The sequence below is a fragment of the Corynebacterium sp. HMSC034A01 genome (assembly GCF_001838175.1).
Lineage (GTDB): Bacteria > Actinomycetota > Actinomycetes > Mycobacteriales > Mycobacteriaceae > Corynebacterium.
This window is the reverse complement of record NZ_KV835966.1, coordinates 1-325: the sequence shown is the minus strand read 5'-3', so window position 1 is coordinate 325 and position 325 is coordinate 1. Positions and strand designations below refer to the sequence as shown.

The following is a 325-nucleotide window of genomic DNA, read 5'->3' as shown; positions in this document are numbered from 1 at the left end:
GGTGTCGATGAGTTTGCGCAGCAGGTGCTCGAGGTCGGCGAGGTCGCGCTCGTTGTAGGTCAAGGTCATGGTGCGCATACCCGCCTTCGAGCGGCTGAACCGGCACGAGGGTGGGGCGGGTTTAACAGGCTGTTTGATTAGCCGGTTGATGCGTTTGGTCAGTGCCCGGTATGAGCCGCGGTGGCGCACCAAATCCAACCTAATGCGCCAGCGTTCGGCGGCGCCTTCGACGGCGAGCAGCTTCTTCTCGATGTGGATGAGTTGGTCGATTGGCAGACCGTGCGCTGCTTCGAGGGGGTTGCGTCCCTTAGTGTGGTGTAACGCT

At 61.5% G+C, this 325-nt stretch carries 1 pseudogene; it reads right to left on the bottom strand.

From position 1 onward, the window contains the following. Positions 1–325: pseudogene (locus HMPREF2791_RS12055) on the bottom strand (hypothetical protein); the annotation flags it as partial.